Genomic DNA, 13,186 nt, shown 5'->3' with positions numbered 1-13,186 from the left:
CGAAACGGATTATGTGAAAAGAACAAGGCCCTCACGGCCCACCGACGGGATAACAACTGCATGGCATCCACTACATCGAGGCGTACGTTCGTGAAAGGCTTGGCAGCAGGCAGTCTGCTGAGCGGCCTAGGCCTCTGGCGAACCCCCGTCTGGGCATTGACCAGCCCCGGACAACCCACCGTGCTGTCCGGCACCGAATTCGATCTGGTCATTGGCGAAACGCCCGTCACCATCACCGGCGCCAAGCGCACCGCCCTGACCATCAACGGCAGCCTGCCCGGCCCGCTTCTGCGCTGGCGCGAAGGGGATACCGTTACGCTGCGCGTTCGCAATCAACTCGATGAGGCCACCTCGATCCACTGGCACGGCATCATCCTGCCGGCCACGATGGATGGCGTACCCGGGCTGAGCTTTAGCGGCATCGCACCTGACGGTCTGTACGAGTACCGCTTCAAGGTCCAGCAGCACGGCACGTACTGGTATCACAGCCACTCGGGCTTTCAGGAGCAGCGGGGGGTCTATGGCCCGCTGATCATCGAGCCGCGTGAACCGGAGGCCTTTGCCTATGACCGTGATTATGTAGTGATGCTGACAGACTGGAGCGATGAAAAGCCCGAGCACATCCTCTCGACGCTCAAGAAGCAGGCCGATTACTACAACAACAACCAGCGCACCGTGGTCGACTTCGTCAACGATGTGAGCGAGAAAGGCTGGTCCGCCACGGTAAAGGACCGCGCAATGTGGGCCGAGATGCGGATGACGCCTACCGATCTGGCTGATGTGACAGGCGCTACCTACACCTATCTCATGAACGGGGCAGTGCCTGACGGCAACTGGACCGGCCTTTTCAAGCCTGGGGAAAAGATTCGGCTGCGCTTCATCAATGGGTCGGCCATGTCCTATTTCGATGTGCGCATTCCCGGTCTGAAGATGACAGTCGTGGCGGCAGATGGCCAACCCATCGAGCCGATCAGCGTAGACGAATTCCGTATCGCGGTGGCGGAGACCTATGACGTCATCGTCGAGCCGTCCGACCAGCAGGCCTACACGATTTTCGCCCAGTCCCTGGACCGCACCGGTTATGCCCGCGGCACGCTGGCCCTTCGCGAAGGCCTTAACGCACCGGTACCGGACATGGACCCGCGCCCGCTGGTAAGCATGGCGGACATGGGTCACGGCGACCACAGCGCACCGTCGTCCCAGGGCCACGCAGGGATGGATCACGGCAGTCACGGCAGGGATCACAGCGCCATGAACCATGGCACACCACACGGCGGGCATGACACCGGAGCCATGCAGACGCACCCGGCCAGCGAAGACGGCAATCCGCTGGTAGATATGCAGACCATGATGCCTGCCCCCAAACTGGACGACCCCGGTATGGGCCTGCGGAACAACGGCCGCCGTGTCCTCACCTATGCCGATCTCAAAAGTACCTTTCCCGACCCGGATGGCCGTGAGCCAACCCGCACCCTGGAGCTGCACCTGACGGGGCATATGGAGCGCTTTGCCTGGTCATTCGACGGGATGAAATTCTCGGATGCCGAGCCCATCAGGCTTACTTACGGCGAGCGGGTTCGTATCGTGTTGGTCAACGACACCATGATGATGCACCCCATCCACCTGCACGGCATGTGGAGTGACCTGGAAGACGAACACGGCCGCTTCATGGTCCGCAAGCACACCATCGACATGCCGCCCGGCTCGAAGCGCAGCTACCGCGTGACCGCCGATGCGCTTGGCCGCTGGGCCTATCATTGCCACATGCTTTTCCACATGGAAACCGGCATGTTCCGCGAAGTTATTGTCGATGTTTAAGGAGAGGCCTGTGAGCACATTATCGACCCGCCTGCCGGCTTGTACGTTTGCGCTGGTATTGGGCAGCATCCCTGTAGCCCATGCGGCAGATCCGGCTTCTCAGGCTGGCGCCACGGGAAATCCGACCCAGGCGCAACACGCGCATGGTGGCATGGATCATGGGCAGATGGACCATAGCCGGATGTCGCACGGCTCCATGGACCCCCACTCGATGAATCATGACGGCATGGCGCACGGCAGCCCTACTCCAGACAGCACGGCTACATCCCAGAGCCGTACACCCATCCCGCCTGTCACCGCGGCCATGCGCGAGGCGGCCTTTCCTCCTCTCGCCGGCCATGCCGTGCATGACAGCGCCATCCACAGCTACCTGCTCTTCGACCAATTGGAGTGGCAGGACGCCAAGGAGGGCAGCACGCTTAACTGGCAGGCCGAAGGTTGGATTGGTGGCGATGTAAACCGATTTAACTTCCGCTCAGAAGGCCAGCGTACCAACGGTCATACCGAAGAGGCCGAAATTCAGGCACTCTGGGGACATGCCATCACGCCTTGGTGGGAAACGGTGGCCGGTGTCCGGCAGGATTTCAAACCCGGTTCGCCTCAAACATGGGCAGCGTTTGGTATCCAGGGCGAAGCCATCAAGGATCTGGATCTGGAAATAACGGCCTTCCTTGGCGAAGGCAGCCAGACCGGTCTGCGCATAGAGGCCGAGTACGACATGATGCTGACCAACAATCTCATCTTGCAGCCGCATACTGAGCTCAACTTCTACGGCAAGAACGATGAGGCTCGTGGCACGGGGTCCGGTATTTCCGAAACCGAGTTCGGTCTGCGCTTGCGCTACGAAATCATCCCGCAGTTTGCGCCCTATGTTGGCGTGTCATGGAACAACACCCATGGTCAGACGGCATCCTATGCCCGAGAAGAAGGCGAAGACACTCACGATGCCCGGCTGGTAGCCGGTGTCCGTATGTGGTTCTAACCCATGACCTTCCTGAAGGCTGCCCTGCTGCTGACGCTTGCCGTTCTGGCGCTCATTGCAGTGGCAGTCTATTCAGGTGTGATCAACATAGGAGCGGATACGCCTCACGTAGAGCCGGTACACCGCTTGATCGTCATGTTGCGTGATCGCTCCATTGAAGTGCGATCCGAACGGATTACGGTCCCCAACCTGGAAAGCAAGGCACTGATTCGCAGCGGCGCGGGTAATTACGATGCGATGTGTGCCGCCTGCCATCTTGCACCCGGAATCAATGAGACGGAGCTGAGCAAAAGCCTTTATCCGCCTCCTCCCAACCTCAGCCAGCAGGGAATCACCGATCCGGCAGAGGCGTTCTGGATTATCAAGCATGGCGTCAAGGCCACCGGTATGCCGGCTTGGGGCAAAAGCATGAGCGACGACTATATCTGGGGACTTGTCGCGTTCTTGCAAAAACTGCCAACCTTGGATGCCCAGCAGTATCATGTATTATTAGCTTCCAGCGAAGGGCATTCTCACAGCGGTGGACAACTAGACCATCATGCACACGGAACGCTGAGCTATCCACAGGATGAGCGTGAAGCCCAGGAAAATCAGCCTGTGGAAAAGATTACTCCATCCACTCACCAGCCCAGAGTTATACACAAGCACGCTAATGGCGAAGACCATGTGCATTAAATAAAAGGTATGTGGATAACTCGAAACGGCTTAAATTCTGTTCAAAGCTGCTTGGTAACAGCGCCTTGAAAAACGGAGTGGTGTGAGCGAAAACAGGAGGCAGACGGTACGCCATACAGAGCTGCCGTACGGATGCTCATAACTGCTGCATAAAGTAGAAACTGAATCCGGCCAAGAACAGGACGGATGAAGAAATGGGGCAATGGCTTGACGCCACTGCCCCTGATACTACTTAGCTACGGCCACCGCCGTGGCTATTCTGGCCACCTTTGCGGCCCGCTTCGGAAGCCTTTTCACGGTCATTGGCGAAGTTGCCGCCGCTGTTGTGACCGCCTTTACGACCTGCCTCAGATGCTTTCTCACGATCGTTTGCGAAATTGCCTGGGTTGTTATTTGCCATTGTCTTTCTCCTCATATACGGATTGGGACTGGACTGAAATACAACGTGTCAGTTCAGCTAGGTGAGCGAAGCACAAGACTTCGCCTGTTTGGGGTCACTTAACTACGGCCGCCGCCGTGGCTATTCTGACCGCCTTTCTTACCTGCTTCGGATGCTTTCTCGCGATCATTGGCGAAGTTACCGCCGCTGTTCTGTCCGCCTTTCTTGCCGGCTTCGGACGCTTTTTCACGATCGTTTGCAAAGTTGCCTGGATTGCTATTCTGAGTCATGGTCTTGCTCCTCTTTCGGATTGGGACTGGACTGATAAACATCTCAGTTCAGAGTGGATGGAATCACATGCTCCATCCTCTTAGTGATCAATCAGCTACGGCCACCGCCATGGCTGTTCTGACCACCTTTCTTGCCTGCTTCGGAAGCCTTTTCACGATCATTGGCAAAGTTACCGCCACTGTTTTGGCCGCCTTTTTTACCGGCTTCAGACGCTTTCTCGCGATCGTTGGCAAAGTTGCCCGGATTGGAATTCTGAGTCATGGTCTTGCTCCTCGTTTCTTTCGGATTGGGACGGACTGTAAAAACCTGTTCGGCTCAGGAATTAGCTACGACCACCGCCGTGGCTGTTCTGACCACCTTTGCGGCCCGCTTCGGAAGCTTTTTCGCGGTCATTGGCGAAGTTACCGCCGCTGTTCTGACCACCTTTCTTTCCAGCTTCAGATGCTTTTTCACGATCGTTTGCAAAGTTGCCTGAGTTACTGTTTGCCATTGTCTTTCTCCTAATGGATTGGGACGTCATGCACTGTGTTTTCGCTAACCGTTTTCCGTCAGCGTTCGTAATTTCTGAGGGTTGTTATTGAAGGGAGTTCCTGCTTTTTAACCGTCTCGATCAGGTGCAGACGAGCGGTACAGGAGCTGTTCAGCTACTACTCAGAACAAGCGAAGCGGCTGATTTATAAGTGTTTTTAGGTTTCAGGTGACTGGCACCAAAATGAGGCAATACTCATCAAGGCGGCATCTAGTCTGCTTTATAGCGGAGCGGTAACCGTTTCGTTTTGGCGTCCATTAATATGTACTTTTACATGCAAATAAACATGTAGTTAGGCGTTAGGCCGGACTCGTTTGAAGCAGCGGAATATTTCAAAAACTTTCCTGGAATCGATCGAACTTGCATGTCCATTCAGGAGCGAAATCAGTTCGAATGCGTAACCCAAGACATACTCAAACGCAATCCATCCTGACCGGTCAGAAAACTTTTGAGCATTCCGGTGCTGATGCTCAATTTCATGACTCGACGACACTCAGGGCAGCTATTTTTTATCCCCTACGGAATAAAACGCGAGCGCAGCCGTCATATCGCTTCACAGGTATCGCCTGCCTTTGAACGGACTCACCCGCGGGAGCGGAGACTTCATGCAAATCACCCTTGTACGCCATGGCAAACCCGATCACTCCGGCACGAAATGGCTGTCACCCCGAGAGATGATGGAGTGGGTCGAGGGCTACCAGAAGGCCGATGTACTCTGCCGTAAGCTTCCAGCCGATCTCGTCGAGCTGGCAAGCAGTGCCGGTGTGCTGGTCTGCAGCTCCTTGTCACGCTGCATGCAATCGCTCAATCATCTGGCCGGTGAGCGTCCTTATACGTGCGACAAAACCTTTGCTGAAGCACACCTGCCTGGGTTCGATCTCCCCTGGCCCAAACTCCCCGTAAAAATGTGGCGTTTGATGCTGCGATCAGCCTGGTTTCTGGGCTTATCCACTCACACTGAGTCCATCTTTGCGTCCAACCGACGGGCCAAGCAGGCCGCCGACAAGCTGATCGCCCTCGCCCAGGAACATGGCTCGGTTCTGTTGATGGGCCATGGGATCATGAACGTGCTGATCGCTCACCACTTGCGTAAACAGGGCTGGGCCGGACCGCTTCACTTGATCCTGAAGGACTTCTGGCACCCTACCGTTTACAGGAAGGCATGAGTCAATCCATGACACTCCAGTGATTGGCTAAACGAAAATCGCTTTTTTCAGATCCCATACAGGCAAATTGACGTATCGTCATGCCTGCGCGGTGATGACTGTTCCAGCCTGGAGCAGCCACTGTTTCTATCGGTTGCCGTTCAGCCAATGACTATCATGCCTACTTCGTCCTGCTCCACGCTTCGTTTATCCACCGTGATGGGGGCCGCGCTGCTGGCAAACCTGTCCATGATGCCTTTTGCGCAGGCCAGCGACAGCAGTCAGCTCATCAGCCTGATCAACCAGTACCGTGCTGCGCCACAACGCTGTAACGGGCAGCGTACGGCTCCTGCTGGCCCACTGGCCGCCAACGAAAAACTGGCCCAGGTGCGTCTTTCACAGGGCATGCAGCTGCGTGAGGTCTTGCGCGGGGCGGGTTATCAGGCAGCCCAGGTGCAAGCCATGGCTATTTCGGCACCGGCCGGGGCGGAAGCTGCCATGCAGGTGTTGACCCAGAGTTATTGCAAGGCGCTCTTGGACTCACATTACGCCGAGGTTGGCGTCTCGCGTTCGGGTAATCGCTGGCAAATCGTCCTGGCCCAGCCGGTGTTGTCGGGCAATATCGGCGACTGGCAGTCTGCCGGTAAGGAAGTCCTCAGGCTGGTCAACGAGGCGCGCGCCAAGCCGCGCCGCTGCGGGAGTCAATCCTTCAAGAGTGCCAAGCCGCTCACCTGGGACGCCAAGCTGGCCAACGCCGCCCTCGCTCACAGCCGCGAGATGGCCTCGCTCGATTACTTCAGCCATGCCGGCAAGGATGGCAGTCAGGTGGACAAGCGCGCCCAGCAACAGGGTTATCAATGGCGACGGATCGGCGAGAACATTGCCGGTGGCCCCGGCTCACCCAAGCAGGTTGTCTCCGGCTGGCTGGCCAGCCCTGGCCATTGCAGCAACATCATGAACCCGGACTACACCCAGATGGGTACGGCTTATGCCGTCAATCCCAAGAGCAGCGAGGTCATCTACTGGACGCAGGTGTTTGGGACACCGCGTTGAGTAAGGGGCAGGATGTGGGAATGATGGGTATCGCGTTGTTCAACCCATCAACAAACGCTACGCCCTACATTCTTAACCCACAAAAAAGCCGCCTCGAATGGGCGGCTTTTTGTATGCAGCGAGGCTTACAACACCATCGCGGCAACCCAGCCGAACACCAGCAGCGGCAGGTTGTAATGCAGAAAGGTGGGCACCACGGTATCCCAGATGTGGTTGTGCTGACCGTCCACGTTGAGGCCAGCGGTTGGGCCAAGAGTGGAGTCAGACGCCGGCGAACCCGCGTCACCCAGCGCACCTGCGGTTCCGATCAGGGTCACGATAGCCAGCGGGCTAAAGCCCAGCTGCACGCTGAGCGGCACAAAGATCGCGGCAATAATCGGGACCGTCGAGAACGACGAACCAATCCCCATGGTGACCAGAAGGCCTACCAGCAGCATCAGAAATGCCCCTACCGCCTTGCTATGGCCAATCCAGTCCGCAGACGCATCCACCAGGCTCTTCACCTGTCCTGTTGCGGTCATTACCTCGGCAAAGCCCTGGGCGGTAATCATGATAAAGCCGATAGCCGCCATCATCTTCATGCCTTCGGTAAAGAGGTCATCCGACTCCTTCCACCGCACAACGCCGGAGGCCGAGAACACCAGAAAACCGGCCAGTGCGCCGATAATCATGGAGTCCAGCCACAGCTGTACGCTAAAGGCGACCGCAACCGCCACACCCGCCATCAGCAGACTCTTGGGGTTGTAGCTCGCCTCGACATGCTCGGCCTGCTCCAGTCGCGCCAGATCATAGACACGCTTGCGGCGATAGCTAAAAGAGGCGATTGCCAGCCCGCACACCATCCCCAGCGCCGGAATGGCCATCGCGTGCGTGATGCTGATACCACTGATATCCACGCCCGCCTTTGCCACATTGGCCAGCAGGATATCGTTCAGGAAGATGGTGCCAAACCCCACCGGCAGAAACATGTAGGGCGTCACCAGACCAAACGTCATCACACAAGCAATCAGCCGACGGTCGATCTGCAGACGTGTCAGCACATACAGGAGCGGCGGAATCAGCAACGGAATAAACGCAATATGAATCGGCAGGATGTTTTGCGACGAAATGGAAACCGCCAGGATCAGGGCCATCAAGATCCATTTCACCATGCCGCCGCCCTTGTTCTCGCTGCGACCGACCATGACGAGCACCTTGCTCGCCAACGCATGTGCCAGCCCGGATTTGCTGATAGCGACCGCAAAGGCCCCCAGCATGGCGTAGGACAACGCCACGGTGGCACCTGAACCCAGCCCCGTATTGAAGGCCTTGAGCGTGCCATCCATTCCCAACCCGCCCAGCATCCCGCCGACGAGCGCACTGGCGACCATGGCGATCACCACGTTTACGCGGCACAGGCTGAGGACCAACATGAGTCCTACGGCCGCGACTACTGCATTCATTACCATCCTCCAGCGGAGTGCAAGCCTACCCAAAAAGGCGCGTACTCTGCCGTAATGCAGTAGATGGAGTCAAAAACGGATGCCGAAGTGCAGGCATCAAGGCTGACCCGACAGGCTGTCGGGCCAGTGAATGCGGGGGACTATTCCTGTTTAGGGGGCAGCGGCGTTCCCACCACCGAATCGCCAATCACCAGAAAGTGTCCGCTCGCAATATGGTGCAGCGTGCGCAGCTCATCGTGCCCCTCGAATGACCAGTGCCCCTCCTTGAAGACGCGCTCGTCGGCCTGTGCAGCAATCACTTCACCCAGGAACAAATCATACTGTTGTTCATTGTCCGGCTCCGGCAGCAGGCGGCACTCCAGCCACGCCACGCAGCCTTCCAGCAGCGGTGCTTCGACCTGCTCACCGGTGAAGGTCCCCAGCTCATACAGCGCAAACTTGTCCTTTCCACCCCGATCCAGCTCGCGGCCCGACGTGGTTCCCACGGTCTGGGCGATGTCCGCCTGCGTTACCACCGGCACGTTCAGCACAAAGGTGCCGGACTGCTCCAGCAGCTCCCGCGTCCAGGTGGACTTATCCAGGACAACCGCCACCTTGGGCGGCTCGAAATCGATCGCCATCGCCCAGGCCGCCGCCATGATGTTGCGCTTGCCTTCGTGTGCCGCACTGACCAGCACCGTCGGCCCATGGTTAAGCAGCCGATAGGCCTTGGGAAGAGGAACGGGGCGGCGGGTGGTTGTGGTCATGAAGGGACTCCAGAAAGATGAGGCACGGCCCTATTCAGCGGCCGGGCGTAGAAGAATGCCATCATAAGGGGTACGCCGGGCTTGATCAGCCCGGCAGCGTAGGCGCGACGTTGGCTGCCGGCTCACGGGCGACGTCATCCTCCGTTGGTTCGATCAGCGCCACCACCGTCCAGCCGGCCTGGGGCTGCCAGCTGCTGTCCGGTGTGACGACACGGATCTTGTCCTGCGGGTCGCGGGCGAACAGTACCAGCGCCTTGCCTTCATGCAGCGCCTGATAGTCAGCCCAGCCAAAACCGTCCGTTAGCCGCGTGGTTCGGATCTCGTCTCCTCGCGCCAGTCGCCCGGCCAGCTGTGGATAGGTAAGGGCCGGACTGCCAAGCGCCTGACCACGGTGCTCTTCACTCGCGCGGTGCTTATCGCTCCGCTGGCTGTCCTTGCCGCTGTACACGGTGTACAGCTCGTTGGCACCGAACTCATGGCGAAACCGCATGCTGGCGAGGGTGTTCAGTTCGCCCGCGGGAGATACGCCAAGCAGACGGCCGATCCCTACCAGATCCATGTGCGCCTCGGCGTGCTGAGACGCCGGATTGCCAAAGTAAGTGGGCAGCTCATCCATGCGCGCGCTACTGATGTTGTCCCAGTTCGAATCGGTCAACATGACGCGCACGCCCAGCTGTTGCAGGGCTTTGCCCAAGGCGCGACCTACTGGGTTGGCACCGATGATGAGAAAGCCGGTCGGCGCGGGTTCGGCCACCTTGAGCAGACGAGCAAGCGGACGGGCCGTTGCGCTTTGCAGCACCACCGTGCCGATGATGACTGCAAAGGTGAGCGGCACCAGTAAGGCGGCATCATCATTCCCTTCGCTGGTCAGGCGAATCGCAAAGATTGCCGAGACGGCGGCCGCCACGATGCCACGCGGCGCAATCCAGCCCAGCAGCACCCGCTCGCGCCAGGACAGCGTCGACCCCCAGGTCGAGACCAGCACGTTCAGCGGTCGCGCCACGAACAGGATTACCAGCAGCAGGACGAGTACCGCAGGTCCTAGCGCCAGCAAGGCATTCAGGTCCAGCCGCGCCGCCAGGAGAATGAACAGCCCGGAAATGAGCAGGACGCTCAGGTTCTCCTTGAAATGCAGGATCTCCCGTACATCGACATCCTTCATGTTCGCCAGGCACATGCCCATCAGCGTAACCGCCAAGAGACCCGACTCATGCACAAAGTGATTGGATACGATGAAGACGCCCAACACCGCTGCCAGGCTCGCCAGGTTGTACAGGTAATCCGGCAACCACTGCCGTCTCAGTACCTGCCCCAACAGCCAGCCACCAGCCAGGCCGAACACACAGCCGCACACGATTACCGCGGCAAACATCGTCAGGCTCTGGCTGACCCCGCTACCGGCATCATGGGCGACCACAAAGCTGTACACCACTACCGCCAGCAGCGCGCCAATAGGGTCGATGACGATGCCTTCCCAACGCAGGATATTGGCCACCGACGCCCGGGGGCGCACCACCCTCAGCATCGGCACGATCACCGTCGGACCGGTTACCAGCGTCATGCTGCCAAACAGCAGCGCCAGATCCCAAGGAAAGTCGAGCAGATAGTGGGTGGCAATGGTAATGACCGTCCAAGTCACCAGCGCTCCGGCCGTCACCAGCCGATGCACCACACTGCCGATCTCCCGCCACTCGGATAGATGCAGCGTAAGGCTGCCTTCGAACAGGATCAGCGCCACTGCCATCGAGACGATAGGAAACAGCAGTGGCCCCAGCAGCGCCTGCGGATCGAGCCAACCCGTGACCGGACCCGCCAGGATGCCGCAGACCAACAGAAACAGAATCGCCGGCAAGCGCAGCCGCCAGGCCAGCCACTGGCACATCAGGGCAATAACGCCGATACCGGCAAAGGCGAACAAGAGCTGTTGTTCGTGCATAACGGTCCTTGGAATACGAGGGGAAAAACATCAAGCGAGGGACAGCGTAAAAAGCTGTCATGACTAGACCGTAGCGCCTTTGCGGCAATTCCTGACCTTACGTCGGCATCCCGCCTGCCACGAATTGCGAGATAAAGGCCGGAAACGACAACGCCCCGAATCATTCGAGGCGTTGCGGGTATGCACATTTAAACAGTCAGCCTGACGAGTGAGCCGACACCCTTCTTTTTATTCATGCCTACAAAAACGCCGTTACCTCATCCAATAACGCTTCCGGCACTTCTTCCGGCAAGTAATGCCCACCGGGTAACGCCTTGCCCTGCACATTGACTGCTACCTTGTTCCACTCTGCGAGCGGGTCAAAGCATTTGCCTACGATGCCGTTAGCGCCCCAGAGTGCAAGGGTGGGCATGGTCAGCATTCGATTGGCGGCGCGATCGGCGCGGTCGTGCTCAAGGTCAATCGTGGCGCTAGCCCGGTAGTCTTCGCAGATGCCTCTGGCCGTGCCGGGCAATTTGAGGCAGCGCAGATACTCTTCAAACGCGCCATCCATGAACGGCGCAAGGCCTGCGCTGCGAGTGCCCATAACGCTGCGCAGGTAGAGATCCGGGTCGGCGTCGATAAGAGTTTCTGGCAACGGCGCCGGGCGGATCAGGAAAAACCAGTGCCAATAAGCGCGAGCAAAGGTTTCGTCGGTCTGGCTGTACATGGCCAGCGTAGGAGCGATATCGAGCAGGACCATTCGCCGTACCGCGGCGGGGTGATCCATCGCCAGACGGTGGGCCACTCGCGCGCCGCGGTCATGGGCGAGCAGATCAAATGTGTCGAAGCCCAACGTTTGCATGAGTTCGATATTGTCTTGCGCCAGAGTGCGCTTGGCATACGTCAGGTGCTGGGGGTCAGCAGGCGGCTTGCCGCTATCGCCATAACCACGCAGGTCCGCCGTCACAACGGTGAATCGCTCAGCCAGCACAGGCGCTACCTTGCGCCAGATAATATGTGTTTGCGGATGCCCATGCAGCAGGAGCAATCCAGGCCCACTACCTCCGATCCGGTAGGCAATATCGACACCGTTGACATGGCACTGCGCTTTTTGAAAACCAGAGAACATGGGTGGGCGCTCCAGGCTGAGGTCAGGTTTATCCGGTGTACCGATTAGCGGCCCCGTTGAAAAGAGCCGGTGCCTAAAAAGGTGGACGACACGCTGTTTTAACCATCGTTGGCAAACGGCCATTATTTTTTTGCCAACAGCGATTTATTTCACATTTTTGCACTCAAAGGGGCTCCGTCACTCATACCCTAAAACAATATGAGACTACCTACTCTCCCTTCCCGCCCCTTACTGAACGTGCTGGCCTTCACGACCTTAGCCTTGGGGAGCCATGCGGCGCTGGCTGCCGAGCCGTCTACCGCAACGCCGGTAGCCGTCAGTCAGGTGAACACCTCCGTTACCAGCTCCATCAATGACTTCACTAATGAGGACTGGCAGAACGGGGTCTATCGCAAGGCCGCAGGCTTTTCGATTCCGGCCACGCAGACTAACCAGAATGCGTTCAAGCCTGGAGCAAAGGTGCTCTTGGCAACGGGCGCGGTTGTGGCGGTCAAGCAGGTGCAGGTTGGCGACAAGAACATGGCCGTATGGGTAGAGGGTCCGCTGCTGGATGGCAGCACCGTAGGTTATCCGCGTCGGCTGACGGTTGGGCTCAATGGCGGCGATCCCGTCCCGCCCAAGGTCGTGCCGCAGGAAGAGTTCAGCACGCGTATCAATAACCTTACGAACGAGGACTGGCTCAAGGGCGTATATCGAAAGGCAGCCGGTTTTTCCATTCCCGTTACCGCCATGAACCGCAAGGGCTTCAAGCCCGGCGCAACCGTGCGCCTGGGGGATGGGCAGGAACTGCTGGTGAAATCCGCCCAAGTGGTAGGGACAAGCATGGCGGTGTTTCTGGACAGTCCCGTATTGAATCCAGACCTGGTGGGATATCCGAAAAGGCTGAGGTTCATAGCACCCGCACCTTGATAGAGTGCAGGCGTGATTGGAGGGAGGCGTTTGGTACGGCCGTGCCGGATGCCTCTTCCCTTGATGGGTATCGCCTTGCCTACGGGTCAGGTGCTCCGATCCAGGCTGCGGCGCTATATGACTACCGTCAGCCAACCGGTGCCCTATCGTGCCATCACCGCTGGTAGAAT

Annotated in this window: 13 protein-coding genes and 1 pseudogene; 6 read left to right on the top strand and 8 right to left on the bottom strand. The window is 58.4% G+C overall.

What is annotated here, in order from left to right:
- Positions 1-60: 60 nt before the first annotated feature.
- From AC4LF3_RS00755 to AC4LF3_RS00745, 3 genes are read left to right on the top strand one after another with little or no spacing between them, the layout of a single operon-like run.
- On the top strand, positions 61-1,818 hold the full coding sequence (locus AC4LF3_RS00755) for a copper resistance system multicopper oxidase (protein WP_491834616.1): 1,758 nt from the start codon (positions 61-63) through the stop codon (positions 1,816-1,818).
- Positions 1,811-2,800 (top strand): copper resistance protein B, encoded by a 990-nt coding sequence (locus tag AC4LF3_RS00750; protein WP_491834615.1) that lies wholly within the window; start codon positions 1,811-1,813, stop codon positions 2,798-2,800. The genes AC4LF3_RS00755 and AC4LF3_RS00750 overlap by 8 nt, the downstream gene beginning before the upstream one ends.
- Positions 2,801-2,803: 3 nt before the next feature.
- A complete protein-coding gene (locus tag AC4LF3_RS00745; RefSeq protein WP_491834614.1) occupies positions 2,804-3,475 on the top strand; it encodes a c-type cytochrome in 672 nt (223 codons plus the stop codon).
- Between the two features lie 232 nt (positions 3,476-3,707).
- Here AC4LF3_RS00745 and AC4LF3_RS00740 read toward each other — a convergent pair.
- The 4 genes and pseudogenes from AC4LF3_RS00740 to AC4LF3_RS00725 all read right to left on the bottom strand — a co-directional run.
- Positions 3,708-3,857: pseudogene (locus tag AC4LF3_RS00740) on the bottom strand (con-10 family general stress protein); the annotation flags it as partial.
- Positions 3,858-3,973: 116 nt separating this feature from the next.
- Entirely contained in the window at positions 3,974-4,144 is a 171-nt protein-coding gene (locus AC4LF3_RS00735; protein ID WP_010796500.1) for a con-10 family general stress protein, read from the bottom strand.
- Positions 4,145-4,235: 91 nt separating this feature from the next.
- Positions 4,236-4,406, bottom strand: a complete 171-nt coding sequence (locus tag AC4LF3_RS00730) for a con-10 family general stress protein (protein WP_010796500.1) — start codon at positions 4,404-4,406, stop codon at positions 4,236-4,238.
- A 61-nt stretch (positions 4,407-4,467) separates the two neighbouring features.
- Positions 4,468-4,635: a con-10 family general stress protein gene (locus tag AC4LF3_RS00725; RefSeq protein WP_073450083.1), complete on the bottom strand. Its 168-nt coding sequence runs from the start codon at positions 4,633-4,635 to the stop codon at positions 4,468-4,470.
- A gap of 644 nt (positions 4,636-5,279) precedes the next feature.
- On the opposite strand from AC4LF3_RS00725, the gene AC4LF3_RS00720 reads away from it, so the two are divergent.
- Together AC4LF3_RS00720 and AC4LF3_RS00715 are read left to right on the top strand one after the other, a co-directional pair.
- Positions 5,280-5,840 carry a histidine phosphatase family protein gene (locus tag AC4LF3_RS00720; protein ID WP_010796498.1) on the top strand — a complete coding sequence of 187 codons (561 nt, stop codon included), beginning with the start codon at positions 5,280-5,282 and terminating at the stop codon, positions 5,838-5,840.
- Between the two features lie 156 nt (positions 5,841-5,996).
- The gene (locus AC4LF3_RS00715; RefSeq protein WP_037030654.1) at positions 5,997-6,872 is read left to right on the top strand and encodes a CAP domain-containing protein; all 876 of its coding nucleotides are present in this window, start codon (positions 5,997-5,999) and stop codon (positions 6,870-6,872) included.
- Positions 6,873-6,997: 125 nt separating this feature from the next.
- Here AC4LF3_RS00715 and AC4LF3_RS00710 read toward each other — a convergent pair whose 3' ends face one another.
- From AC4LF3_RS00710 to AC4LF3_RS00695, 4 genes are all read right to left on the bottom strand, one after another.
- On the bottom strand, positions 6,998-8,314 hold the full coding sequence (locus AC4LF3_RS00710) for a Na+/H+ antiporter family protein (RefSeq protein ID WP_404626768.1): 1,317 nt from the start codon (positions 8,312-8,314) through the stop codon (positions 6,998-7,000).
- Between the two features lie 140 nt (positions 8,315-8,454).
- Entirely contained in the window at positions 8,455-9,060 is a 606-nt protein-coding gene (locus AC4LF3_RS00705; protein ID WP_491834613.1) for a flavin reductase family protein, read from the bottom strand.
- A gap of 85 nt (positions 9,061-9,145) precedes the next feature.
- On the bottom strand, positions 9,146-10,996 hold the full coding sequence (locus tag AC4LF3_RS00700) for a cation:proton antiporter (RefSeq protein WP_491834612.1): 1,851 nt from the start codon (positions 10,994-10,996) through the stop codon (positions 9,146-9,148).
- 238 nt (positions 10,997-11,234) lie between these two features.
- The gene (locus tag AC4LF3_RS00695; RefSeq protein ID WP_491834611.1) at positions 11,235-12,107 is read right to left on the bottom strand and encodes an alpha/beta fold hydrolase; all 873 of its coding nucleotides are present in this window, start codon (positions 12,105-12,107) and stop codon (positions 11,235-11,237) included.
- A gap of 198 nt (positions 12,108-12,305) precedes the next feature.
- On the opposite strand from AC4LF3_RS00695, the gene AC4LF3_RS00690 reads away from it, so the two are divergent.
- Positions 12,306-13,016, top strand: a complete 711-nt coding sequence (locus AC4LF3_RS00690; protein WP_491834610.1) for a hypothetical protein — start codon at positions 12,306-12,308, stop codon at positions 13,014-13,016.
- Positions 13,017-13,186: the final 170 nt, after the last annotated feature.

This window comes from Pseudomonas sp. C2.3V, assembly GCF_058536325.1.
This window is presented reverse-complemented; position numbering and strand designations above follow the sequence as displayed.

Coding starts and splice junctions, on each gene's coding strand:
- AC4LF3_RS00755 (WP_491834616.1), top strand. CDS start 61: ATGGCATCCACTACATCGAGGCGTACGTTCGTGAAAGGCTTGGCAGCA.
- AC4LF3_RS00750 (WP_491834615.1), top strand. CDS start 1,811: ATGTTTAAGGAGAGGCCTGTGAGCACATTATCGACCCGCCTGCCGGCT.
- AC4LF3_RS00745 (WP_491834614.1), top strand. CDS start 2,804: ATGACCTTCCTGAAGGCTGCCCTGCTGCTGACGCTTGCCGTTCTGGCG.
- AC4LF3_RS00735 (WP_010796500.1), bottom strand. CDS start 4,144: ATGACTCAGAATAGCAATCCAGGCAACTTTGCAAACGATCGTGAAAAA.
- AC4LF3_RS00730 (WP_010796500.1), bottom strand. CDS start 4,406: ATGACTCAGAATTCCAATCCGGGCAACTTTGCCAACGATCGCGAGAAA.
- AC4LF3_RS00725 (WP_073450083.1), bottom strand. CDS start 4,635: ATGGCAAACAGTAACTCAGGCAACTTTGCAAACGATCGTGAAAAAGCA.
- AC4LF3_RS00720 (WP_010796498.1), top strand. CDS start 5,280: ATGCAAATCACCCTTGTACGCCATGGCAAACCCGATCACTCCGGCACG.
- AC4LF3_RS00715 (WP_037030654.1), top strand. CDS start 5,997: ATGCCTACTTCGTCCTGCTCCACGCTTCGTTTATCCACCGTGATGGGG.
- AC4LF3_RS00710 (WP_404626768.1), bottom strand. CDS start 8,314: ATGAATGCAGTAGTCGCGGCCGTAGGACTCATGTTGGTCCTCAGCCTG.
- AC4LF3_RS00705 (WP_491834613.1), bottom strand. CDS start 9,060: ATGACCACAACCACCCGCCGCCCCGTTCCTCTTCCCAAGGCCTATCGG.
- AC4LF3_RS00700 (WP_491834612.1), bottom strand. CDS start 10,996: ATGCACGAACAACAGCTCTTGTTCGCCTTTGCCGGTATCGGCGTTATT.
- AC4LF3_RS00695 (WP_491834611.1), bottom strand. CDS start 12,107: ATGTTCTCTGGTTTTCAAAAAGCGCAGTGCCATGTCAACGGTGTCGAT.
- AC4LF3_RS00690 (WP_491834610.1), top strand. CDS start 12,306: ATGAGACTACCTACTCTCCCTTCCCGCCCCTTACTGAACGTGCTGGCC.